Source organism: Streptomyces sp. NPDC094032, from assembly GCF_040303965.1.
GTDB lineage: Bacteria > Actinomycetota > Actinomycetes > Streptomycetales > Streptomycetaceae > Streptomyces.
Window position 1 is genome coordinate 139662 of record NZ_JBEOUE010000017.1, and the last position, 22410, is coordinate 162071.

Genomic DNA, 22410 nt, shown 5'->3' on the forward strand with positions numbered 1-22410 from the left:
CGGCCGTGCGCGGCGGCCTGGGCCATGGGACCCGGACTGGCGCGCGGCCGTGCGGGGCGGCTCGGGCCGTGGCCCCTGCCGCCCCGCACGCCCGTGGTGCGGGTGTCAGGCGACCGAGACGCCGATCTTGCCTACCGTGCCCGCGCCGAAGGCGGCGAAGCCCTGGTCGACCGTGTCCAGTGCGTACGTCTCGGCGATCGGGACCGTCAGGGTGCCGGAGACGACCGCGTCGGCGAGGCGGTCCAGGGTGGCCGGGTCGGGGTTGGCCATCACGGACGTGACGGTGATGTCCAGCTCGGTGGCGGCCTCGGGGCCGAAGCCCAGGGTCGAGGCGAGCCGTCCGCCCGCGGCGACCAGCGCGGCGGCGGCCACCGGGTCGCCGGCCAGGTGGGCCGCCGCGTGCACGCCGCCCGGGGAGAGCGCGCGGATCTGGGCGGCCAGGTCGCCGGTGTGGTCGACGACGTGGGTGGCGCCGAGGCCCTTGACGAACTCGGTCTCCGCGCCCGGCTTGGCGGTGGCGATGACCGTCGCGCCGGTCTTGGCGGCCAGCTGCACCGCGTACGCGCCGACGCCGCCGGTCGCGCCGATGACCAGCACCGTCTCGCCCGCCTGCGGGGCGAGCGCGTCGATCACGCCGACGGCGGCCGAGCCGGCCAGGCCGAGCGCGCCCGCCTGGGCGGAGTCCAGGCCCTCGGGGGCGGCGGCGATGCCGTAGCCCTCGCCCACCACCACGTACTCGGCGAGAGCGCCGTCCTGGACGACCGGCTTCATCACGACGCCGAAGACCCGCTCGCCCGCCGTGCGGCCGACGCCCTCGCCGACGGCCTCGACCGTGCCGGCGAAGTCCTTGCCGAGGGTCACCGGGAACTTGTGCTCGAGAACGTCCTTCAGGAAGCCGTAGATCACGGCGCCGTCGAAGCCGTTGAGGGAGGAGTGGCTGACCTTGACCAGGATCTCGCCGGGGCCGGGGACCGGCTTGGCCACCTCGTTGACGGTCGGGGCGGCACCGAACTCGTCGATCGTCACTGCGCGCATGGGTGTTTCCTCTTTCCCGATGAACTGACTGACGGTGTATCTATGTCGATGGGTGGTACGGGTCAGGCCACGGCCTGCTCGTACGAGGCCTGCAGCACGACGGCCGCGACCTCCAGCTCGTCCTCGTCGCGGGGCGCGTAGAGCATCACGATGCTGTTCGGGAACTCCGCGCGCCGGGTGATGGGGTGCGGCTCGATCCAGCCGAGCTCGGTGAGCGCCGGCAGGGCCTCGACCGGCACCGTGAGGTGCATGAACCCGGACCGGTGGATGTGCCCGAACTCGTCGACCGACGGGTGCAGGAAGGCCTCGAAGGGCCGGTTGCCCCGCTTCAGCCGCAGGGCCGTCGAGCCGGGCTCGGAGACCAGGCTCGGGCTGGTGAAGACGCCCGGCAGCTGCTTGGCGCGGGCCAGCAGGGCGTCACGGATCTCCGGCGGGGAGAAGTCTTCGAGCTGGTCGTGCGGAATCTCCCGGCCGGTCGTCTCGGGACGGGGCCCCTTGCGCGGGGGCAGAACGCTCAGATCGACGGCCATGGTTTTCCTCCGGTGCGGGGTGCGGCAAAGGCACGCACAAACAGTGCGTTGGTTACTTCTTGTTTCCACAAGAATTCTGGGCGATCCTGCAGGGGTGACAGAAGACGGCACTTCAAAGATCGCAACGCACATGAATGTTCCTGACCAGGTCAGCGAGGGTCTGGCCATCTGTCAGCTGCGCGATGTGCTGGACCGGGTCGGCGACAAGTGGAGCGTTCTGATCATGGCGATCCTGGGGGACGGCCCCCGGCGCTATTCGGAGCTCCGCCGCTCGATCGACGGCATCTCCCAGCGCATGCTCACGCTCACCCTGCGCAGCCTGGAGCGCGACGGCCTGGTGATCAGGACGGTCACGCCCAGCACGCCGCCGCGGGTCGACTACGAACTGACGCCGGTCGGGCACACCCTGTCCACGGAGGTGGGCTCGCTCATCAAGTGGTCCGAGCAGCATCGGGAGTACATCAGCACCTCGCGGCGGACGTTCGACTCCGAGTGAGCCGGGGGCACGTACCCGTCAGACGATCTTCATGTTCGCCATCATCCCCATCGCCGCGTGGTCGAAGATGTGGCAGTGGTAGAGGTACGTGCCCCGGTAACCGGTGAACGTGGCCTGGATCTTGACCGTCTCCCCCGGGTTCAGGTTCACCGTGTCCTTGAGTCCGACCTCCGGACCCGAGGTCACCGGCACCCCGTTGCGCTCCAGCACCCTGAACTGCACCAGGTGGATGTGGAAGTTGTGCGGGATGATCGTGTTGGCGTTGGTGACCGTCCAGATCTCCGTGGTGCCGTAGGTGATCTGGGTGTCGATCCGGTCCATGTCGTAGACGAGGCCGTTGATGTAGCCCATGTCCGAGGCCATGCCGTTCTCGTCCATGCTCAGCGTGATGGAACGGTTCACCGTCGCCGGCGGGAGGGCCGGCAGGGTGCGCAGGTCGTACGGGATGGTGCCGAACTCCTTGCCCGTGCCGGTGACGCGGAACTGGATCACCTTGGTGATCGAGTCGGCGGGGCCGCCGGGCATCGCGTCGGGCGCGTTCTTGAGCTCCAGCGTGGTGCCCAGCGGGTACTCGTAGAAGTCGATCATGATGTCGGCGCGCTCGCCCGGCGAGAGCGTCACGCTGGTGACCTCCTGCGGCCTGGGCAGCAGTCCGCCGTCGGTGCCGATCAGCGTGAAGGGCGCGTTGCCGGTCAGGCTGAGTTTGAAGTACCGCATGTTCGCGGTGTTGAAGATGCGGAAGCGGTACAGCTTGCGGGCGACCTCGAAGTACGGCCAGGCCTTGCCGTTGGCGAGGATGACGTTCCGGTTGAGGAAGTCGTCCATGGCGTAGACGAGTTGGCCCTTGTCGTCGAAGCGGGCGTCGCGCAGCTGGATGGGTATGTCGTACGCGCCCTTGGGCAGGATGTTGCTCTGCTCGACGTCGTCGGTGAGCAGGTAGGTGCCGCTGAGGCCGAGGAAGACGTTCTCGGACTCCTGGTGGTGCGCGTGGTCGTGGAACCAGAGGTTCGCGTGCGGCTGCTGATTGGGGTACGTGTACGTCTTGGTGCCGCCGCCCGGCGCGATGAGGTCCATCGGGCCGCCGTCGCTGTCCGGCGGGACGTGCGCGCCGTGCAGGTGGACGGAGGTGGCGACCGGCAGGGTGTTGGTCTGCTGCACCACCGCCCGTACGCCGGACTTGGCGCGGATGACGGGGCCCGGGAAGCTGCCGTTGAAGGTGCGGACCCGGGTGAGGCGGCCGGGGATGATCTCCACGTCCGCCTCCTTCATGGTCATCGCGTAGTACTCCGCGGTGCCCGTGGAGGAGTACGGGGCGAGGGTCGGCGCGAGCGGCATGGGCTGGGTGAACTTGGGGATGCCCGCCGGGTCGAGGTCGGCCGCCTGGGCGGCGCCCCCCGTGGCCGGAATCAGCAGGCCGGCGGCGCCGACCGCGCCGGTGGCGACGCCCGCCTTGAGCATGTTTCTGCGACTGATCACGAAATCCCCCATGGTGATCCCGGAAAGAAGACGCCGGGTGTCCGTCCTGAACGAGAGAGGCCGGCCACGGAGAAACGGAGAAACGGAGAAAGGAGAGCGGGCCGGATCATGGCCTTAATTCTCCGGTGGCCGGAAACCTCGATCAACGGATGGGGATTCAGGGGTGTGCGCGATTTCCCAGGTCATGCGCATGTTGTGTCGGGTTTCGCCAAGCGAATGTCAATATTCCGCTAGAGCGGGGGCGGGAACGCCTTCTTCGCGCGCGGCCGGAATTCGATGTTCCGCGGCGCATCGCGCGATCGATTCGTGGTGCCGGATGACTTCCGCCACGACGAAGTTGAGGAACTTCTCGGCGAACTCCGGATCCAGCCGGGCCGAGGCGGCGATGTCGCGCAGCCGGGCGATCTGCCGGGCCTCGCGCCCGGGGTCGGCGGGCGGCAGGCCGTGCCGGGCCTTGAGCTCACCGACCCGGCGGGTGTGGGTGAAGCGCTCGGCGAGCAGGTGCACCACGGCGGCGTCGATGTTGTCGATGCTGTCGCGGATCCGGCCGAGCTCGGCGCGGGCGGTGGTCATGCGTCCTCCTTCACGGTCTCCTCCGCGTGCAGGAACTCCGACACCAGGAAGGCCAGGTCCAGCGACTGGCTGCGGTTGAGCCGCGGGTCGCAGGCCGACTCGTACCGGTCGAAGAGGTCGGGGAAGCCCAGGTCGTGGCCGCCGCCGACGCACTCGGTGACGTCGTCGCCGGTCAGCTCGACGTGGATGCCGCCCGCGTGGGTGCCGAGCGCTCCGTGGACCTCGAAGAAGGCGCGTACCTCGCCGAGGATGTCGTCGAAGTGCCGGGTCTTGTGGCCGGAGGGGGCGCCGATGGTGTTGCCGTGCATCGGGTCGCAGACCCAGGCGACGCGGGCGCCGGAGGCCGTGACCTTCTCGACGAGCTCCGGCAGCACGTCGTGGACCTTGCCGACGCCGAGCCGTACGACGAAGGTGAGCCTGCCCGGCTCCCGGTCGGGGTCGAGCCGGTCGATGAGCCGCAGCGCCGTGTCCGCGGTGGTGCTGGGGCCCAGCTTCACGCCGATCGGGTTGGCGACGCGGGAGAAGTACTCGACGTGGGCGCCCTCCAGGTCGCGGGTGCGCTCGCCGATCCAGAGCATGTGCCCGGAGGTGGCGTAGACCCGGCCGGTGTCGGGGTCGTGGCGGGTGAGCGGGGCCTCGTAGTCGAGCAGCAGGCCCTCGTGGGAGACGTAGAACTCGGAGTCGTCGAAGGCGCGCGGGCTGGCGCCGGTGGCGTGCATGAACTTCAGCGCGCGGTCGATGCCGTTGGCGATGGCCTCGTACTGCTCGCGCAGCGGCGAGCCCGCGATGAAGTCGCGGTTCCACTCGTGCACCTGGCTGAGCGCCGCGTAGCCGCCGGCGGTGAACGCCCGTACGAGATTGAGGGTGTTGGAGGAGGCCTGGTACATGCGCAGCAGGCGTTCCGGGTCGGGGACGCGGGCCTCGGCCGTGAAGGGCAGGCCGTTGACGGCGTCGCCGCGGTAGGTGGGGAGGGTGAGGCCGTCGCGGGTCTCGGTGGGCTGGGAGCGGGGCTTGGCGTACTGGCCGGCGATGCGGCCGATCTTCACGACGGGCATCGCGGCCGCGTAGGTGAGGACGGCGGACATCTGCATGAGCGTGTTGAGCTTGCTGTGCACGGTCTCCGCGGAGACCCGGTCGAAGGTCTCGGCGCAGTCGCCGCCCTGGAGGAGCAGGGCCTCCCCGCGCGCGACGGCGGCCAGCCGGTCCTTGAGGCGGTCGCACTCGCCGGAGAAGACGAGCGGGGGCGCGGTGGCGAGTTCGCGGACGACGCGGTGGAGGGCGGCGGGGTCGGGGTACTCGGGCTGCTGGGCGGCGGGGAGGCCGGCCCAGGTGTTCATCAGTTCGAATGTGGGGGTCTCGGGCTTCAGGGTCTCCATGGCGGAACCTCTCGGAGAGGGGGAGCAGGGCGGCGTACGTACCGTTGCGTCAGAGGTGCACGCGCTGGGCGTGCTTGCGGGCGCCCTCCAGCGCCTCCTTCAGCGACTCGGCGGCCAGCCGCTGGAAGCCCGCGAGCCGGGGCACGTACGCGGACTTCGTGAGCTCGGCGTGCAGGAAGGACAGGTCGTCGGCGAGGGCGACCATGCCGAGGGCGGCCCTGAGGTAGGGCTCCTGGAAGTCGTATCCGTGCCGGGGCGTGCCCGGGCCGTACGCGCCGCCGCGTGCCGTGACCACCACGACCTGCTTGCCGGCCAGCGGGCCGGTGCCGGTCTCCGGGTCGACGACGAGCGGCGGGATGAGGACGCGGTCCAGCCAGGCCTTGAACGTGGCGGGCAGCGAGAAGTTGTGCATGGGGAGGCCGAGGACGATCGTGTCGGCGGCGAGCAGTTCGTCGACGAGCTTCCAGGTGGTGGACCAGGTTTCGCGCTCTGCCGGTGTGCGGGCGGCGGCTCTTGCCTCGGCGAGGTCTCGGAGGCCGGTGGACTCTATGCGTTGGGTTACGGCGATCTGTTCGGCGTTTATGTGGGGTACGGGGGTGGTGGCTAGGTCTCGGTGGAGGTGGGTGCCGGACTCGTTGGCGGCGCGCCAGGAGGCGGCGAATTCTGCGGTTACTCGGCGGGTGGTGGAGGTGGGGCGGGGGCTGGTGTCTATGTGGAGCAGGGTGGGGGGCATGGGGGGCCTCCTGATGGCCTCGGGGTGGCGGGCCCGAGCCCCCCGCACCTGCGGGAGGAGCCTGCTAGGTGCGGGTGCTCGTGGCGGGGTGGTCGGAGCGGAGGCGCCCGCGAGGGCGCCGTTCCGTTGTGCCCACCCGTTCCGCCCCAGCGGAACGATTGCCCACAACGGGGGGCGGTGGGGTGGCGGCGCGGTGGCCCACAGCGGGGGGCGGGGCGGCGTGACGATCGCCCACCACGGGACGGCGGGGGCCGGTCCACCTCGGGTAGCTGCCCAGGAAGCGGGCTGAGGCTCCCGCCGTGGGGAGGGTCGACAAGGCGCCCCGTACCGCTGGGTTCTCCACATGTCCGTCCACGTCGACGAAGTAGTGGTAGCTGCCCAGGCGGTCGCCGGTGGGCCAGGCGTGGATGCGGCTTACCTCGATGTCTCGGGTGGTGAAGAGGGCGAGGATCGCGGCCAGGCGGGCGGGGCCGCCGTCGTCGGTGGTGACGACCAGGGAGGTGCGGTCGCGGGCCGTGCGGGCGGGTGGGAACCAGGCCTGGGAGACCGCGACGAAGCGGGTGACCGCTCCGCCGGGGCGGCCGAGGCCGGTCGCCAGGACCCGCAGGCCGTAGCGCTCGGCGGCCGGCGGGGCGGCGACGGCCGCCGCCCCGCCGCCCGGCCGGCCCGCCACCCCGTGGGCCGCGGCCGCCGTGGAGTCGGCGGGTACGGCCCGGGCGCCCGGCAAGTGCTCGGCCAGCCACCCGGCGCACTGGGCGAGGGCGTGCGGGTGGCTGAACACCTCCCGTACGTCCGCCAGGTCCGTGCCGTCCGGGGCCATCAGGGCGAAGGTCACCGGGAGTTCGACCTCGCCGGTGATGTGCAGCCCGGAGAGACCCGCCCCGGCCAGCTGGTCCATGGTGGCGGGCACCACGCCCTTCACCGAGTTCTCCAGCGGGACCACGGCCGTCGCGCAGTCGCCGTCGCGGACCGCGTCCAGGGCCGCGGGGACGCTGGGGTACGGGCGCCGGGGCGGCTCCTCGCCGTGGGCGGCGTACGCGGGCAGTCTGCGCAGCGCCGCCTCGGTGAAGGTGCCCTCGGGGCCCAGATAGGCGTACGCGGTGGCGGATGTCATGGCCGGGGGCGCCCGTCAGCTCTCGATCACCTGGTGGAACGCGACCGTGTCGAAGATGTCCTCCATGCGGACGGCCTTGCCGTCGCGGAACGTCCAGGAGTGGACGAACTGCAGCGTCTCGGTGTGGCCGGTGCGGGAGGTGACGTCACGGACGCCGAAGACGACGACGCGGTCGCCGTGGTCGAGGAACTCCAGGGGCTGGAGCCGCATCCCGCCGAGGACGGTCGGGACGTGGGCCAGGAAGGAGCGGACGCCCGCGTGGCCGTGCTTGGTGCCGCCGAGGCCGTAGGCGTGCATGCCCTCGGGGTGGATCCACTCCATGTCCTCGGCCATCGTGGCGACGAGCGCGTCGACGTCACGGTCGCGGAAGGCGGCGTAGGCCGCGTGGATCAGGTCCAGGTTGCTGGTGGTCGTGGTCATCTGCGTGCCGCCTCAGGCCTTCTTCGCGTACTCGGGATACATGGACTCGACCGTGCGGCGGATGCCCTCGCGCCAGTCGACCTTGCAGGGGCCGGTGAGCCGCTTCCGCAGGGTCGGGTCGAACTGGTAGGTCTCGCGGGTGACCTCGCTCGGCACCAGCTTGGCCTGGACGCCGGTGAGCTCCTCCAGGTGCCGGACGCAGTCGGTGATGCCGACGGACTCGTCGCCGCCCCAGTTGGTGAGGGTGGCGGGCACGGTCGCCGCGTTCCACAGGTGGGGGACCTGCTCGACGAGGTCGTCGGTGTAGAGCAGGGAGCACCAGTTCTGGCCCTCGACCGGGACCGGGATGGGCTCGCCGGCGAGCATCCGCTTGAAGTAGAGCATCGGGACGCCGCCGTAACCGCCGGGGCCGTACGCGATGTTGAGGCGGGCGATGATGGTGGGCAGGCCGAGGGTCGCGGCGTACGCGCGGACCGCGCCCTCCGTGGCGATCTTGACGACCGGGTAGGCGGGCAGCCAGTCGGCGACGCCGTCGACGGGGTCGTCCTCGCGGTAGGCGTGGTCGAGCGTCTGGCGCTTGTAGAGGGCGCCGGTGGAGACGTACAGGAACGCCTCGGCGGTGCGGCAGTGGGTCATCAGGCGGCCGGCGGCCACCGTGTTGACCTCGATGGCGCGGTTGAAGTCGCCGTCCTCGCCGCGGTTCACGGCGGAGTGGATGACATGGGTGAAGTCCTCGGGGAGGCCCTTGAGGGCGTCCTCGCTCGTGTCGTCCATGTCCCAGCGGAAGGTGGTGATGCCGTGCTCGCGCAGGGCGTCCTCCGAGCCGGGGGTGCCGAAGCGCCCGAGGGCCCAGACCTCGTTGTCCTGGGCGAGCGCCTTGGCGACCGGTCCGGCCACCTGGCCCGTGCCGCCGGTGACCAGGATCTTCTTGCCGTTCATGTGTGCAATCCCCTTCGTGTGGTGCTTACTTGCCGTCGCCGAGCGCCCGGTCGAGCTCCTTGCGGAGGATCGACTGGAAGCCGGCCACGTGCTGCGGGCCCATGAGCGTGTAGTGCTCGCCGGGGACGTCGATGAAGGTGACGTCGTCGGCGTGCTCCTTCCAGCGGCTGAGCTCGTTGTTCAGCCAGTCCTCCTTGGTGCCGCGCAGCGGTATCGCGTAGAACACGGACATGCCGCGGACGTGGCCGGACGGCGCGTAGCTGCGGCCCAGGTCGGTGAGGCCGTCGGCGAGTTCGGCCCAGGCGGTGAACTTGGCGAGGTCCAGGTCGAGTTCGGCGAGGCGGGCCTGCGGCGCGTGCTCGATGAAGTACGCCAGCTGCTCCTCCTTCGTCAGGTGCTTCAGCTGCTTCGGCAGCTCCAGCGACTGCTTCTTGTCGATGAGGGCGAGGAAGAAGGCCAGGTTGGCGGCGGTCTCGACGAAGTCGAGTTCGTCCATGCGGTACTTGATGTGCGGGGGCAGGTTGAAGGAGCCGATGAAGTCGACCCGCTCGCCCTCGGCCTCCAGGACCTTGGCGATCTCGAAGGCGACGGCGCCGCCGTACGAGTAGCCGGCCACCGCGTAGGGGCCGTGCGGCTGCTTCTCGCGGATGGCGGCCACGTACGTGCTCACCATCTCCTCGAAGCTGCCGAAGGGCTTCTCGCCGGGGTTGAAGCCGCGGGCGCGCAGGGCGTAGAACGGCCGGTCGCCGACGAAGTACTTGGCGAGGTTGACGAAGACGAGGACCTCGCCGACGCCGGGGTGGACGCAGAACAGCGGCGTCTTGTCGCCGACGACCTGCATCGGCACGATCGGGTCGTACGGGCGTTCCGCCGCGCCGCCGGCCGCGTCCTCGGCGAGCCGGGCGGCAAGCGCGCGCACGGTCGGGGCCATCAGGACGGTGATGATCTGGAGGTCGTTGGCGCCGAGGCGGCGGGCGACCAGGCTGCGCAGCCGCAGGATGTCGAGCGAGGTGCCGCCGAGGTCGAAGAAGTTGGCGGTGGCGCTCAGCTTGGCGGGGTCGGTGTCGAACATCTCCGCGTAGATCCCGGCGAGGACCGTCTCGGTCTCGCCCTCGGGCGCGGTGTAGCCGCCGAGGCGGCGCAGGATCAGGTCGGCGACGGCGTCGGCGGTCTCCGCGTACGCCCCGGCTTCGAGCCGCTTGCGCATGAGCGGGCGCTGGATCTTGCCGAGGCTGGTCTTTGGGAAGGCCTCCTTCGGCAGCGGGAGGATCAGCGAGGGGCGGAAGCCCCAGTGCATGACGACGCTGGCGCGGACCGCCGACAGGACCCGGTAGAGGGCGAGTTCGTCGCCGTCCTCGACCTCGGGGTGGAAGGCGACGACGAGCTGCTCGGTGTCGGAGCCGGGGGCGCGGGTGGGGAAGGCGGCGACGTAGGAGCGGGCGACGTCGTCGAGCTCCTGGAGCAGGGTCTCGATGTCGTGGCTGAAGTAGTTGACGCCGTTGACGATGATGCTGTCCTTGCTGCGGCCGACGAGGGTGAGCCGCCCGTCGTCGATCCGGCCCAGGTCACCGCTGCGGAACCAGCCGTCGGCCGTGAAGGCGTCCTTCGTGGCCTGCTCGTTGTTGTGGTAGCCGGGCGTGATCATCGGGCCGATGAGCTGGAGCTCGCCGGTCTGCCCCTCCCCCAGTGGCCGGTCCCCCTCGTCGGCGACGCGGATGCGCAGGCCGTCGACGGGGCGCCCGAGGTTGGCGAACTCCTGCCCCTGGTCGGAGGCGGGGAACTCGCGGGAGTAGATGGACCCGGCGCAGGTCTCCGTCATGCCGAACGCGGGCCAGAGGCTGTCGCCCTTGAGGCCGTACGGGGCGAAGTGGGCCAGGAAGGCCTCGCCGGTGGTGCGGACGACGGCCTCGCCGCCGCTGATGATGTGCCGCAGCGTCGACAGGTCGACCGGGCCGTGCTCGTCGAGCCGGTCGGCCGAGGCGTTGAGCAGCCCGAGCAGGAAGTTCGGGGTGAAGGTCATGGTGACGCCGTAGCGGGAGATCAGCCGCAGGAAGTCCAGCGGCTCGCCGAGGACGACGGTGGCCTCGACGTGCAGCTGGGTGGCGCCGACGGACAGCGGCAGCAGGTGGCACTCCAGGAGCGCGGCGACATGGTCGAAGGAGACCCAGTTGAGCGAGATGTCGTCGGCGCCGATGTGGTGGGCGGTGTTCTTGCCCGCCATGGAGGCGATCAGGTTGGCATGGGTGAGGCGGACGGCCTTGGAGTTGCCGGTGGAGCCGGAGGTGAGGACGAGCAGCGCGGTGTCCTCGGGGGCCGCCTCGTGCGACAGGTCGGCCGGCTCGGCGCCGTACAGCGTGTCGAGGGCGGTGACGGAGAGGCCGTCGACGCGGGGCAGCTCGGCGGCCAGGCTGTCGTTGGTGACGACCAGCGGTCCGTCGAGCAGGGTGTGCACGTGCCCGAGCTGGGCGGCCCAGCGCTCCGGGTCGCCGCCGAGCGGGGCCATCGGCACCGGTACGTAACCGCCGAGGAGGCAGGCCCAGAAGGCGGTGAGGAACTCCTGCGGGCGCTCCAGGAGCAGGACGACCTTGTCCTGCGGAGCGAGCCCGCGGGCGCGCAGGCCGGTGAGGACCCGGCGGGCCTCGCGCACCAGCTCCGGGTACGGCTGGAGGTGCGCGGGCGCGGCGGCGGCGTCGCCCTCGTGGTAGAGGACGCCGGAGCCGGGGTGCGCCTCGGCGGCCTGGAGCAGCAGGTCCGCGACGGTCCGGGTCGATGGGATGGCCACGGTCATGGCGATGTCCTCTCTCTGGTGTGCGGTGGGTGGTGCGGTGGCCCCGTGGGGGCGCGCGACGGGTGCCGGAACACGGCCGCCGCCGGCTGCGGGATGGGCAGCACGACGGCGGCGGAGACGGCGTGGGGGCGGCCGGGAACGGTGGATCCGGCCGGGCGGGCCGCGCTATGGAGACAGCGCACCGACCTTCGCGTCCAGCTTCTTCGGACGGGCGGCGGCGTTCAATGGGGCTTGTGTCAGAGCTCTGTCGGGTTTCTCAAATCCCGGTCGGAGTACGCGGGTTCTCTCAGAGGCGGGTCAGGGACGGCACGTGGTACGCCACCGGGGGCCGGGTGTCGGCGCGGGGCGCGCGCAGGGCGACGGCGGCGTGGTGGCGGGGGCCGCAAGGCAGGTCGTCGACGGTCCAGCCGGCCGGGTCGGCGCCGAGGTCGTCCAGGGTGGTGTCGCGGCCGAGGCCGGTGCCGAGGCCCTTGAGGTACGCCTCCTTGCGCGCCCAGATCCGGCCGAAGGCGGCGGCCCGCAGCGCGGGGTCGGCTCCGTCCGCGACTGCGGCGCGTTCGCCGGGGTGGAGCGCGGGCAGCAGTCCGGGCACGCTCTCGGGCGCGGGGCGCCGCTGGGCGTCGGCGCCGACCGGGACGGGGGCGAGGGCGACGAGGACGAGGCCCTCGGTGTGCGAGAGGGAGAAGTGCAGCGGCGGTTCGGGCACGGCGAGCACCGGCCGCCCGTGCGCGGCCCCGCAGCAGGGGCAAGGCTCCCGCCCGAACACCAGCTCTCCGGGCCGCTCCCCGAGCCGCCGCGCGAGCAGGGTGCGCAGCGCGAGGTGCGCGACGGTGTAGAGCGCGCGGTCGGAGGCCCGCACGAAGGAGGCGGCACGCTGCCGCTCGTGGGCGTCGAGGGCGGTGATGTCGAAGGCGTCGGCGGACACGGCGGCGTCCACGTCGAGGAACCAGGCTTCGGCCTGCATCGGGCGGGGTCTCCTCAGGGATCGGGGCTCGGGGGCGGGAACGGCGACACCCCGCCGACCGGACGGGAGCCGGGGGCGGGGCGTCGGGTGGTCGGGATGGTGAGAGTGGTGGGGCGGTGGGGGCGGTCGGGCTTCACTTCATCGCGGGTGTGCGCGGCCTGCGGCCGCTGAAGCTGCCGTGGACGTCGCTCTCGGCGTAGTACGTGCGGCCGCACCGGTTCCGTCTGCGCCACCGCTGCTCGCTGGCGAGCCGGTACACGGTCCCGGTGGGCGCGCCCCACAGGTCCGCGATGTCCCGTGCGGTGAGCCAGCGTTCGACGGGCTCGGGCGCGGGCGCCGTGCCCTGCTCGGGCACCCGCTGGCCCGGCATGGCGCGGCGCAGCCGGGTCCATTCGTGGCCGGCCCACTGGTGGGCCGGGTCCGCGTCGCACAGGATGCGCCGGGTGTCGCCGACGACCGCGAGCCGGCCCGGGCAGCCGTGCTCCACGCAGGGGCCGACCGGGAGGTGGCGCACCGGTTCGCGGGCCACCCGCCGGGCGGCGCCGACCAGCCGGTCCAGCTCGCGGGTGGCGTCCGCGACGGCGGGGTGCGCGGCCAGCCACTCCGCGCTGCGCAGCAGGAAGGCCGCCAGTTGCGCGGGGGTGCGCCGGGGCGCGGGGAAGCCGCGCTCGTCGGCGACGAGGCCGCTCCAGGAACCGAGCGTGGCGACGATCGCCGAACGCACCTCGGCCGCCGCGCCGTTGAGCGGGATCCCGGCGGGTCTGCCGCCGGTGCCGCGCCGTTCGCCGGAGCCGCGCGCCGGACCGGCGCCGCCGAGCACCCGCTCGCACTCGGCGTAGAGGCCGGGAAGTTCTTCGAGGGCCGCGACCAGCCGGCCCAGACATGGGGGGCAGAGCCGGAGGTCCGGCCGTACCCGTCGTTTGCCGCCGCCGTCGACGGCGCTCCGCCTGCAGTCCTCGCCCACGCACACGGCCCGCGGGGGCAGGTGCGTCGCCGGGTGAGCCATTTTCCGATTCTCCGTGTTCCGAAACCGTGCGCCGACGCTGCCTATTACACTTTGCCGAGCTTGAATCCGACACCGCGAATGGTGACGATCCAGTCCCGACAGCCCAGCTTGTTACGGAGGCTGCTCACGTGCGTGTCCACGGTTCTACGGGACCAGGAATCTCCCCATATCTGCTGCATGAGCCTTTTGCGGGGGACGACGTTTCCGGGATTCGAAGCGAGCAGATAAAGGACGTCGAACTCTTTTCGGGTGACGTCGATCTGCTTTCCGTGGAGGCTGACCTGACGGGCTCCGGCGTCAATACGGAGCGGCCCCTGGTCGATCACGTCCACGACCGTCGGCCGGGGCCTCGACCGGCGCATGACGGCCTGCATGCGGGCCATGAGCTCGCGGAATCCGTACGGTTTGACCATGTAGTCGTCGGCGCCCGCCTGGAGGCCGAGGACCCGGTCGAGTTCGGAGCCGCGGGCGGTGACGGCGATGATCGGGGTGTCACCTGCGGCGCGAATCGCCCGACAGACCTCAAGGCCGTCGAGATCGGGCAGTTCGAGATCGATCAGGACCAGGTCCGCCGAGGTGTAGACCTGGAGCGCGGCGCCGCCGGTCTCGACCGTGGACACCTGGTGGCCGTGCCGGCGCAGGCCCGTCACGAGCGACTCCGCGTACCGGAGCTCGCTCTCCACCACGAGGATCCGCCAGCTGTCGGACCCGATGGAATCCCGGTCGATATAAACGTCGGGTATCAGAGGTTTCGGTTTTTCCTGCGTACGCTGACTCATCGTCTCCCCCTGGACTGTTGTCCAACGAGTCTAAAAACCACCGCTTCGCTTTGTCAAAGATCGGAGCCGTAAACGGGCTGTGTCTGCGAAGTAAAGGGGAACATTGAATTCCGGTTAAATTTTCCGGACCTTTTTTGATCCCCGAGGATACACGGGCCGCATGTACGGCCCGTGGCGGCCGAAGCGATCCGGACACGCCCGCCGTAGGGAGACCTGACCGTCCGCAGGTCGGGACGGCCCCGGGCGCACCGCTTCGCGACCGAAAACAGTCAGGAACACGCGTGTGCGCTACCCACAGAGGTGTACGCGCGCCCCCGCGACCACATATCGAGACACCGCCGGAGCATCATGGCGAATTCTTTACCCGCGCCCCTGATCCGGGTGTGTCTGGGGTCACTTCAGGCCATGCCCGAAGGTCACGCGGACCGCTTGCGCGGGGTCGCCTTCTTGGCGGGCTGCGCCTTCTTCACGGCGGCCGCACCCTTGGCGGTGCTCTTGGCGGTGCTCTTGGCGGTGCTCTTGGCGGTGCTCTTGGCGGTGCTCTTGGTCGCCCCCCGGGCCGTGCTCTTGGTCGCCGCCGGCGCCGCCGTCTTCTTCGCCGTCCGCGCCGTGGACTTCTTCGCGCCCGCCTCCTTCGGCGCGGCCGGCGCCCGTACCGGCTTCGCGCGCGGCTTGAGCTCGGTCACCTCGGCCACCGCCTCCGTGGCCGTGGCGGCCGGTTCACCCCGCGCCTCCTTCGCCGCGCGGACACTGCTCTCCAGGGCCGCCATCAGGTCGATGACCTGTCCGCCACCGGCCGCCTCGGGCTCGGCGGGCGCCAGACCCGCGCCGCCCTCGGCCTTCGCGGCGATCATCTCCTCCACGGCCTCCCGGTAGTCGTCGTGCAGTCCGGCGATGTCGACCTCGCCCAGCGTGGCCATCAGGGCGTCCGCCAGGTCGAGTTCGGCCTCGCGCACCGTGACGGGGGTCTCGGGCGCCACCCCCTCGGGCGCGCGGATCTCGTCCGGCCAGAGCAGCCCGTGCATGGCGATCACGTCGTCCACGACCCGCAGCATCCCGAGCCGCTCGCGCCCGCGCAGCGCGTACTTCGCCACCGCGACCTTGTCGCTGCGCTTCAGCGCCTCGCGCAGCAGGGTGTACGGCTTGGCGGCCGGCACCCCGTTCGCGGAGAGGTAGTACGCGGCGTCCATCTGGAGCGGGTCGATCTCCCCCGCCGGGACGAAGGCCACGATCTCGATGGTCTTCGCCGTCGGGAGCGGCAGGGCGGCCAGATCCTCGTCGGTGATCGGGATCATGGACCCGTCGGCGTCCTCGTACGCCTTGCCGATCTCCGCCGGGGAGACCTCCTCCCCGTCGAGCTCGCACACCTTGCGGTAGCGGACGCGGCCGCCGTCCTCGGTGTGAATCTGGCGGAAGGAGACCGACCGGCTCTCGGTGGCGTTCACCAGCTTGATCGGGATGCTGACGAGGCCGAAGGATATGGCGCCGTTCCAGATGGATCGCACGGTTCATCGCCTTTCGGTCCGGTTGTTCCTGATCGCCTTGTTCCCGATCGCCCCGATAAGTCGGGAATCATGGGATTCTCATCGTATGACGCCCATCACAGAGGTGGAGGGGCGGCGGCTGGCGCTCAGCAACCTGGACAAGGTCCTCCACCCCGTCACCGGCACCACCAAGGGCGAGCTGCTGCACTACTACGCCACCGTCGGGGCCGCGATCCTGCCGCATCTGCGCGACCGCCCGGTCTCCTTCCTGCGCTATCCGGACGGCCCCGAGGGCCAGCTCTTCTTCACCAAGAACCCGCCGCCCGGCACCCCCGCCTGGGTGAAGACCACCCCCGTCCCCCGCTCCGAGGACCCCCGGGCCCGGCAGGTGATGGTCCAGGACCTGGCCTCGCTGATGTGGGCGGCCAACCTGGTCGTCGAGTTCCACACGCCGCAGTGGCGGGCGGGCTCCCAGGCCGTCGCCGACCGGCTCGTCCTCGACCTCGACCCGGGGCCGCCCGCGAGCGTCGTCGAGTGCTGCCTGGTCGCCCGCCACCTGCGCGAACGTCTCGCGGCCGACGGCCTCACGGCGTACCCGAAGACCTCCGGCGCCAAGGGCCTGCACCTGCTCGTCCCGCTGGAGCCGACCCCGTCCGAGCGGGTCTCCGCGTACGCCCGCCGGCTCGCCGTCGACGCGGAGGCGGAACTCCCCCGCCTGGTCGTCCACCGCATGGCCAAGGCGCTGCGGCGGGGCAAGGTCTTCGTCGACCACAGCCAGAACGCGGCGGCGAAGACCACCGCCACCCCCTACACCCTGCGGGCCCGCCCGCTCCCCGCCGTCTCGGCGCCGGTCACCTGGGCGGAGGTCGAGGCCTGCGACTCCCCGGACCGGCTGGTCCTGCTCCTGGACGACATCGCGCCGCGCCTCGACCGGTACGGGGAGCTGCTCGCCCCGCTCCTCGACCCGGCGGCGGCGGGAGCGCTCCCATGAACGCCGACGCCATAGTGCTCCGCCCGCCCCTCGACGTGATGCGGCCCCGGTCCGCCGAGGAGATCCCCGCGCAGGGCGGTGTCCCGGGCGGCCTCCAGTACTCCCTCAAGCTGGACGGCTTCCGCGCCCTCGCCTTCGTCCTGGAGGGGGGCCAGGTCTTCCTCCAGTCCCGGGCCCGCCGCGACCTCTCCCCCGAGTTCCCGGCCGTCGCCGCGTACCTGGGCGAGCGGCTGCCGCCGGGGATCGTCCTGGACGGCGAGCTCTGCGCGTACCGCGAGGGGCGGCTGAGCTTCACCGACCTGCTCCGCTCGCACCGGGAGCGCGAGCGGGCCGGCGTCCCCGTCTCGTACATCGCCTTCGATCTGCTCGCCCTGCCCGGCCACGATCTGCGGGCCCGGCCGCTGCGGGAGCGCTGGGAGCTGCTCGGCGCGGCCCTCGCCGGGACCGGCCCGCCGCTCCAGCGGGTGCTCGCCACGGAGGACGAGGACACCGCGCGGGAGTGGTTCGGGACGCTGCGGGAGGCGGGGGTCGAGGGGATCGTGGCGAAGGCCTGGAACTCGGCGTACCGGCCGGGCGGCAGCTGGTCCTGGCGCAAGGTGCGGTACGCGGACACCCGGGACGCCGTCCTCGTCGGCGTCTTCGGCCCGCCCGACCGCCCGCACGCCGTGCTTGTCCGGCTGCCCGACGGGCGCACCCTGCGCACCAGCCCGCGGCTGACCGGGGCGCAGGCCCGCGAGGTCGCCGAGCTGACGGCGGGGCTCCTCGCGGGGCCGATGGCCGACCCGGAGCACGGGACCGTACGCCCGCTCACCGCCCACCTGCCCGTCGAGCTGCGGATGCCCGCGGGCCGCCAGGACACCGCGCGCTTCGTCCGGGTACGGGAGGCCGGAGGCCACGACGGCACCGGTACCGACACTCCCACCGGCGGCGGTCAAGCCACCGACGGGCCCGCTGGCTGAATCTCCCTCCTGCCCCGTCCCCCTCCCCCTGCGCTCCGTTCAGGACAAACTCACGCAACGCCGCCGCGGCCGCCCGACGGCCCACCCGGTGCGGAACCGGGCCGGTCGGCCGTCCCCCGCGACTGGTATGGACCGGGTGCGGGGGTCCGGTGAGGGTCCTGAGGGGGTCCGGGAGGGGTCCCGGGTGGCTCCGGCGGGGCGACGGGCGGAGCACCGGGTGGCGCAAAGAGAGCGGCCGCGGCGGGGTTCGCCGAGAGCGTCCGGCAGGCGGGCCCTCGTTCTCGGCACGTTGGTGCACACTTGCTGCCTGGTACAGCGCTCACGGGGAAGGCGGCCTGGCATGCTGACGGGGATCGAGGAGGTCGACTGGGCCTCGCTGGGGCATGCGTACGGCCCGGCGGACGATGTTCCGGAGCTCCTGCGCGGCCTCGCCTCCGCCGATCCCGCCGAGCGGGAGAACGCGCTCGACGGCATGTACGGGGCGGTGCACCACCAGGGCGACGTGTACGACTCGACGCTCGCCTGCATCCCCTTCCTCCTCGAACTCGTCGCCGACCCCGAGGTCCAGGACCGGGGCTGCATCGTGGAGCTGCTGACCAGCATCGGCGGCATCGACCTCGGCGACGACGAGGAGCTGGCCGAACTCGACACGGACGACGAGGAGTTCATACCGGCGGCGAACTTCGCGATGGCCGCCGCCGCCATCGCCGCCGGTGCCGACGTCTTCCTCGGTCTGGTCGGCGACCCCGACCCCGAGGTGCGGCTCGCGGCCCCGTGCGCGCTCGCCTCGCTGCACCCCGACCCGGTGCGGGTGCTCGGGCTGCTGCGGGAGCGGCTCACCGTCGAGCGGGACACCGAGGTGCGGCTCGCCCTGGTCGCCGCCGTGGGCCGGCTCGCGCTGCGGCACGAGTCGCTGCGGCCCGAGACCGCCGACTGGCTGGCCTGGCTGTCGCGCGCGGCCCAGGCGCCGGGGCTGCGGCTCGCCGCCCTCGCCCAGCTGGCCCGGGTCGCGCCCGCCGAGATCCCGGACGACGTGGTGGAGCGGGTCACCGTGCTGCTCGAAGAGGTGCGCACCGTGCCGCGCGAGCCGTCCGGGGAGACCCCTCGGGCGGCCACCCCGACCCTCATCGGGCAGGTCCGCGAGCTCCTGGAGGAGCACTCGGCGGGCCGCCCCACGCCGTGGACCGAGGAGCTGCTCCGCACCCTGCACACGGCCCTCGACGACCGGGTGGACGACCGCATCGCGCTGATCCTGGCGCAGCTCCGCAGCCCCGACTGGGGGCAGCGCTCGGACGCGATCTGGCTGTGTGGCGCCTTGATACGGGTGTGGCGCGGGCGGTACGAGGAGGTGGTCCGGCTCGTCGGCGCGCAGCTGAGCGATCCCGAGCCCCGGCTGCGGGAGGCCGCCACCTCCTTCCTGGAGCGCCTCTTCGAGCTGGCGAGCCCGTCGACGGACGCGCTGGCGGCCCGGCTCGCCGCCGCCCCGCAGGGGCCGCTGGGCCTGCCGGGTCCGGGGGCGCGGGCCGGGCGGGGCGGGGCGCTGCTCGCCCTGGCCCGGTGCGGGGACGCGCGGGCGATCCCGCTGCTCGCCCGTGCCCTGGAGGAGGGCGAGGTGCGGCGCGAGCTGCTGTACGCCGTGAAGACGCTGGGCCCGGCGGCGCTGCCGCTCGCCCCGGCGCTGCGGCGCAGGCTGGCCGAGGTGGAGCTGGACGAGCTCCTGTACGACCGGGCGGCGCCGCTGCTGTGCGCGCTGGGCGCGGTCCGGGGCGTGCAGGCGCTGCCGGAGGTGCTGCGGGTGCTGCGCGGGGCGCCGCCGAACCGGCGGGACTGGGTGCGGGAGGCGTGTCTGCGGACCCTGGCGGCGTTCGGGCCCTCGGCCCGGGAGGCGCTGGAGGACGCGCGGGCGCTGCTCGGCTCCGAGTCGGCGGCGGTGTCCTCGATGGCGGCGCAGGCGGTGTGGGCCCTTGACGGTTCGCCGGCGGAGGCGGTGGACGCCCTGGACCGCTGGCTGCGGCCGGGCACCTCGGGCGCCGAGTGGTGCGCGGCGGCGCGGGCGCTGGGCGCGATCGGCCCGGCGGCGGCCTCTGCGGCCCCGGCGCTGCGGGCCGGGCTCGGGGCGCGGGACCTGTGGGTGCGGGTGCGTTCGGCGGCGGCCCTGTGGCGGGTGTCGGGGGACGCGGCGACGGTGCTTCCGGTGCTGCTCGCGGCCTGGGAGGAGAACCGGCACACGCGGGTGACGGTGGCCGAGTGCCTGGCGGAGATGGGCCCGGCGGCGGCGGAGGCGGAGTTCGCGATCCGTACCGAGCTGGCCCGAAGACACCGCCACAACGCGCGCGAGGACGGGGCGGGCTCGCACGACGTGCACGACGACGAGAAGCTGCTCACCCTGTGCCGGGCGGCGCTGGCCCGGATGGAGCGGCACCGGATGTGACGGGGGGCGCCGTGGGTGGTGCCTCCTCGGGAGAGGGCCGGGTAGACAAAAAGGACTTCCCTACGAATAAGGTCTACGGGAAGGGACGGCCCCAGGGCCGATGACATCATCCCCTTCGCCGACCTGGTGAAGTAGAGCGAAGGACTGGAGTGAGAGCGCGCGCGGTACAGCTCATCGGCGCCGTGGCCGTCCCGGCCATGGCGCTGTTCGGCGCGCTCGCGCTGGCCGGCTGCGGCAACCAGGGCGGTCTGCGGAGCGCGGGCCCGACCCCCACCGCCGTGGGGCCCGTGCGGCTCTGGCCCGACCTGCCGCCCGCCACCGATCCGCCGATCGACTACGGCGAGTCCGACACCCAGCGGGTCCCGGGCATCGAGGTCCCCGACAACGACGTCCACTCCGTCGACGCGGTGAGCGTCGTCCAGGCCGAGGTCCGCGCCCACGGCGACGCCCGCAGCGGCGCGGACGGGCTGTACGAGCGGACCGCCAAGGCGATCGGGGCGTGCACCACCGACCGCAAGAACTGCCCGGTGCTCACCCCGTACTACCGCGACCTCACCGGCAACGGCCGCGACGAGCTGATCGTGGGCATCCGGATGCCCGACCAGCAGCTCGGCGTGCGGGTCTACCTCGCCGAGAACGGCGGGCTGACCCGGATCATGTCCACCGTCGACCAGGTGGTCAGCATCGAGCTGGCCGGCCGGGACCTGATCATGCGGGCCAGCTCGGCGGGCATCCCGGGCTACGAGTACCGGACCGCCTGGTCCTGGGACGAGCAGCAGCGCACGATGCTGCCCGCGCGGGACGAGATCGTCCGGGTCAAGCCGCGCGGCGCCGGGACCTCCGTGGTCCCCGCGCCCGCGTTCGTCAGCCCCAGCGCCACCCCGCCCAGGGCCACGCCGGCGCCCGCCGCGCCCGGGGGCGGACGGCCCGAGGTGACCTCGCCCGAGGCGGCGCAGCCCGAGGTGATCCCGTGAGGCGCCCCCGGCTGCCCGCCTGGACCGCGACCCTCACCTGGAAGGCCGCCGTCTTCATCACGGTGATGTGCTGCGCGCTGGCCGCGCTGCTCGGCGTGCTCGTCCATGTGTCGGTGGCCGGCCAGACGGTGAAGGACTCCCGCGACAAGGCGCTCGGCCGGCTCGGCGAGGTCAGCAGACTGTACGAGTCGGGCGAGCCGCTCCCGCGCTTCGCCGGGGTCGACCCGGAGGGGCTGCCCGGCTCACTGCGGGCGCTCGCGCTGCGCGGCGACCGGGGCACGATGGTCACCGAGTACAAGGGCCGCCCGACGATGTGGGCGGCGGGCCCGGCGGACGGCAGGGCGCTGGCCGTCCGGGTCGACTACTCGACCGGCGCGGCCACCATCGAGGGCCTGGACCGCTCGATCCTCGGCTCCTCGGTGCTCGCCATCGGGGTCACCCTGCTCGTCGGCGCGTTCGCGGTCACCCGGATCACCCGGCGGCTGCACCTGACGGCGCAGGTGGCCCGGCGGATCAGCGCCGGCGACCTCGACGCGCGCGTCAACGACCCCCGTACCGGGGACCCTTCGCGCCCCCAGGACGAGGTGGCCACGGTCTCCGGGGCCCTCGACACGATGGCCTCCTCGCTCCAGCGCAAGCTGCAGACCGAGCAGCGCTTCACCGCGGACGTGGCGCACGAGCTGCGCACCCCGCTGACCGGCCTGTCCGCCGCGGCCGAACTGCTGCCCGAGGGGCGGCCGTCGGAGCTGGTGCGGGACCGGGTGCGGGCGATGCGCGGACTCACCGAGGACCTCCTGGAGATCTCCCGGCTCGACGCGGGCACCGAGACCGTCGACCTCGCCGTCCACGACCTCGGCCCGCTCGCCGAGCGGGTGGTGCGCGCCTCCGGCACCCCGACCGAGGTGCGGATCGCGCGGGACGCGACGGTGGAGACGGACAAGCGGCGCCTGGAGCGGGTGCTCGGCAACCTGGTCTCCAACGCGCACCGGCACGGGCTGCCGCCGGTGGTGCTGAGCGTGGACGGCCCGGTGGTGACGGTGCGGGACCACGGCGCCGGATACCCGGAGTATCTGCCGGCCTCGGGCCCGCAGCGGTTCCGTACGGAGAGCGGCGGCAAGGGCCATGGGCTGGGCCTGACGATCGCGGTGGGCCAGGCGGAGGTGATCGGCGCGGAACTGGTCTTCGCCAACGCGCCGGACGGCGGGGCGGTCGCCCGGCTGTCGCTCCCGGAGTACGTGCGCCTCACCGACGGCGACGAGGACGGCGCGGCGCCTCCCGCCGACCCCGGGCGCTGACGGCAGCCGACTCACGGCACACCGTCACACAAAAGGGACATAAGGCT

Annotated in this window: 20 protein-coding genes; 6 read left to right on the top strand and 14 right to left on the bottom strand. The window is 72.6% G+C overall.

Annotated elements, in window-relative coordinates:
- Positions 1–105: 105 nt before the first annotated feature.
- Both ABTZ54_RS23610 and ABTZ54_RS23615 read right to left on the bottom strand, forming a co-directional pair.
- Entirely contained in the window at positions 106–1035 is a 930-nt protein-coding gene (locus ABTZ54_RS23610; RefSeq protein WP_351666482.1) for an NADP-dependent oxidoreductase, read from the bottom strand.
- A gap of 62 nt (positions 1036–1097) precedes the next feature.
- Entirely contained in the window at positions 1098–1565 is a 468-nt protein-coding gene (locus ABTZ54_RS23615; RefSeq protein WP_351666484.1) for a luciferase domain-containing protein, read from the bottom strand.
- Between the two features lie 130 nt (positions 1566–1695).
- On the opposite strand from ABTZ54_RS23615, the gene ABTZ54_RS23620 reads away from it, so the two are divergent.
- Positions 1696–2061: a winged helix-turn-helix transcriptional regulator gene (locus ABTZ54_RS23620; RefSeq protein ID WP_351666486.1), complete on the top strand. Its 366-nt coding sequence runs from the start codon at positions 1696–1698 to the stop codon at positions 2059–2061.
- Between the two features lie 18 nt (positions 2062–2079).
- Here ABTZ54_RS23620 and ABTZ54_RS23625 read toward each other — a convergent pair whose 3' ends face one another.
- The 12 genes from ABTZ54_RS23625 to ku all read right to left on the bottom strand — a co-directional run bounded on the left by ABTZ54_RS23625 (position 2080) and on the right by ku (position 15734).
- Complete coding sequence (locus tag ABTZ54_RS23625) at positions 2080–3537, bottom strand: multicopper oxidase domain-containing protein (RefSeq protein ID WP_351666488.1); 1458 nt, start codon at positions 3535–3537, stop codon at positions 2080–2082.
- Between the two features lie 219 nt (positions 3538–3756).
- On the bottom strand, positions 3757–4110 hold the full coding sequence (locus ABTZ54_RS23630) for a chorismate mutase (RefSeq protein WP_351666490.1): 354 nt from the start codon (positions 4108–4110) through the stop codon (positions 3757–3759).
- A complete protein-coding gene (locus ABTZ54_RS23635; protein ID WP_351666492.1) occupies positions 4107–5486 on the bottom strand; it encodes a class II 3-deoxy-7-phosphoheptulonate synthase in 1380 nt (459 codons plus the stop codon). The genes ABTZ54_RS23630 and ABTZ54_RS23635 overlap by 4 nt, the downstream gene beginning before the upstream one ends.
- Before the next feature lie 49 nt (positions 5487–5535).
- Entirely contained in the window at positions 5536–6219 is a 684-nt protein-coding gene (locus ABTZ54_RS23640) for an FMN-dependent NADH-azoreductase (protein WP_351666494.1), read from the bottom strand.
- A gap of 64 nt (positions 6220–6283) precedes the next feature.
- Positions 6284–7333 (bottom strand): prephenate dehydratase, encoded by a 1050-nt coding sequence (gene pheA / locus ABTZ54_RS23645; protein ID WP_351666496.1) that lies wholly within the window; start codon positions 7331–7333, stop codon positions 6284–6286.
- Positions 7334–7348: 15 nt separating this feature from the next.
- Positions 7349–7753 carry a nuclear transport factor 2 family protein gene (locus ABTZ54_RS23650; RefSeq protein WP_351666498.1) on the bottom strand — a complete coding sequence of 135 codons (405 nt, stop codon included), beginning with the start codon at positions 7751–7753 and terminating at the stop codon, positions 7349–7351.
- Between the two features lie 12 nt (positions 7754–7765).
- Positions 7766–8692, bottom strand: a complete 927-nt coding sequence (locus ABTZ54_RS23655; RefSeq protein WP_351666500.1) for an NAD-dependent epimerase/dehydratase family protein — start codon at positions 8690–8692, stop codon at positions 7766–7768.
- A 25-nt stretch (positions 8693–8717) separates the two neighbouring features.
- Positions 8718–11480, bottom strand: coding sequence for an AMP-binding protein (locus tag ABTZ54_RS23660; protein ID WP_351666502.1), 2763 nt, complete (start codon positions 11478–11480; stop codon positions 8718–8720).
- 286 nt (positions 11481–11766) lie between these two features.
- On the bottom strand, positions 11767–12444 hold the full coding sequence (locus ABTZ54_RS23665; protein WP_351666504.1) for a 4'-phosphopantetheinyl transferase family protein: 678 nt from the start codon (positions 12442–12444) through the stop codon (positions 11767–11769).
- A gap of 133 nt (positions 12445–12577) precedes the next feature.
- Positions 12578–13450, bottom strand: a complete 873-nt coding sequence (locus ABTZ54_RS23670; protein WP_351666506.1) for a hypothetical protein — start codon at positions 13448–13450, stop codon at positions 12578–12580.
- Between the two features lie 44 nt (positions 13451–13494).
- Positions 13495–14229 (bottom strand): response regulator transcription factor, encoded by a 735-nt coding sequence (locus ABTZ54_RS23675; RefSeq protein WP_351666508.1) that lies wholly within the window; start codon positions 14227–14229, stop codon positions 13495–13497.
- 416 nt (positions 14230–14645) lie between these two features.
- The gene (gene ku, locus ABTZ54_RS23680) at positions 14646–15734 is read right to left on the bottom strand and encodes a non-homologous end joining protein Ku (protein WP_351666510.1); all 1089 of its coding nucleotides are present in this window, start codon (positions 15732–15734) and stop codon (positions 14646–14648) included.
- Between the two features lie 85 nt (positions 15735–15819).
- Here ku and ligD point away from each other — a divergent pair, with 85 nt between their 5' ends.
- From ligD to ABTZ54_RS23705, 5 genes are all read left to right on the top strand, one after another.
- Complete coding sequence (gene ligD / locus ABTZ54_RS23685; RefSeq protein ID WP_351666512.1) at positions 15820–16704, top strand: non-homologous end-joining DNA ligase; 885 nt, start codon at positions 15820–15822, stop codon at positions 16702–16704.
- Positions 16701–17663: an ATP-dependent DNA ligase gene (locus tag ABTZ54_RS23690; RefSeq protein ID WP_351666514.1), complete on the top strand. Its 963-nt coding sequence runs from the start codon at positions 16701–16703 to the stop codon at positions 17661–17663. Before ligD ends, ABTZ54_RS23690 begins: the two co-directional genes overlap by 4 nt.
- A gap of 340 nt (positions 17664–18003) precedes the next feature.
- A complete protein-coding gene (locus ABTZ54_RS23695) occupies positions 18004–20094 on the top strand; it encodes a PBS lyase (RefSeq protein ID WP_351666516.1) in 2091 nt (696 codons plus the stop codon).
- A 197-nt stretch (positions 20095–20291) separates the two neighbouring features.
- Positions 20292–21068: a hypothetical protein gene (locus tag ABTZ54_RS23700; protein ID WP_351666538.1), complete on the top strand. Its 777-nt coding sequence runs from the start codon at positions 20292–20294 to the stop codon at positions 21066–21068.
- The gene (locus ABTZ54_RS23705; protein ID WP_351666518.1) at positions 21065–22363 is read left to right on the top strand and encodes a histidine kinase dimerization/phospho-acceptor domain-containing protein; all 1299 of its coding nucleotides are present in this window, start codon (positions 21065–21067) and stop codon (positions 22361–22363) included. The genes ABTZ54_RS23700 and ABTZ54_RS23705 overlap by 4 nt, the downstream gene beginning before the upstream one ends.
- Positions 22364–22410 lie beyond the last annotated feature (47 nt).